Origin of the sequence: Wolbachia endosymbiont of Drosophila nikananu (genome assembly GCF_028981865.1) — a bacterium.
GTDB lineage: Bacteria > Pseudomonadota > Alphaproteobacteria > Rickettsiales > Anaplasmataceae > Wolbachia > Wolbachia pipientis_B.
The window spans coordinates 1-1,201 of the sequence record NZ_JAPQLL010000079.1; the positions used below are offsets into that span (position 1 = coordinate 1).

Genomic DNA, 1,201 nt, shown 5'->3' on the forward strand with positions numbered 1-1,201 from the left:
AACTGGAAATAACGATCAATCGGCCCCGTATAGAAGACGTGATCATATTGCCCGTCCAGACTCTCGAAAGAGCAGCCAAGCCGGATATCAATTCCATCCACAGCCAGGATATTCTGGACAATACTGGTATAGCCGTCTTCCGGCATGCCCTGATACGGATGATTGAAATAATTATCGTCGTAATTAAAGCGAAGAGGTAGGCGCTTCAGGATGGACGCAGGCAGTTCCGTAGGCTCAAGCCCCCACTGTTTGCGCGTATAGCCATAGAAAAAGGCACGGTAGAGTTCCGGGCCAATCATGCTCAGCGCCTGCTCTTCAAAAGAACGTGGCGCCTGAATGGAACGATCGGCTTTGCTTTCGATAAAAGCCCGGGCCTCTTTCGGCCCCATGGTTGTGCCAAAGAACTGATTGATCGTCAGAAGGTTGACCGGCAACGTGTAGACACGATCCTTGGAGATCGCTTTCACACGATTGACGTAAGGCTGAAATTTTCCAAAGCGCTGAACGTAATCCCACGCCCTCTTATCGGCAGTATGAAAAATATGCGGTCCATATTTATGGACCATCACGCCCGTTTCCGCGTCCCGCTCGGTATGACAGTTTCCGCCCAGATGAGGACGCTCATCAACAACCGTCACCTTGTGACCACGCTCAGCCAGATGTCGGGCAATAATCGCACCACTGAACCCGGCACCTACGACGCAGAATGATTTCAAAATCTCAACCCCTGACAGATGCAGACATGCTTTCGGCACACATGACTGCTCACAGCCTTGGCCAAAACAGTGTCTTTATCCAAGCACGCTTACCCTCAGGCTTTGCGTTGGGCAAGCCAAAGCCGACAAAGAGCAACAGCTTTGAGAGAGATTATGGCGCGCCCTGCTGGATTCGAACCAGCGACCCACAGCTTAGAAGGCTGTTGCTCTATCCAACTGAGCTAAGGGCGCGTACACTGCACCCTCCGATAGTCGGAACTATCCGGAAAATCAATGGGTCCAGTTCTGAATCCGGTCAGACCGGAAATTATCAGCATAGACTTTAGGCTTGCGGATACGTTGTGCCGGTATCTCAAGCTCGTAGCTGATCTGCTCACGCTGCGCGTAAGCCTCGGCTTCTTCGCAGGAGGCAAAATACAGGCGCAACTGGGACTGTGTGTCCTGACTTCCAGTCCAGCCCATCAGGGGATCCTGATGCCGTGGCG

Annotated in this window: 2 protein-coding genes and 1 tRNA gene; all 3 read right to left on the reverse strand. The window is 52.4% G+C overall.

Annotated features, from left to right (window positions below; genetic code table 11):
* The coding region (locus OZD67_RS06095; protein ID WP_274999761.1) for an FAD-dependent oxidoreductase at positions 1–755 on the reverse strand (755 nt) is incomplete at its 3' end.
* 115 nt (positions 756–870) lie between these two features.
* Positions 871–947: transfer RNA gene (locus OZD67_RS06100), tRNA-Arg, on the reverse strand.
* 39 nt (positions 948–986) lie between these two features.
* Positions 987–1,201, reverse strand: a 215-nt coding sequence (locus OZD67_RS06105) for an NADH dehydrogenase ubiquinone Fe-S protein 4 (RefSeq protein ID WP_274999762.1), incomplete at its 5' end; no start/stop codon positions are given.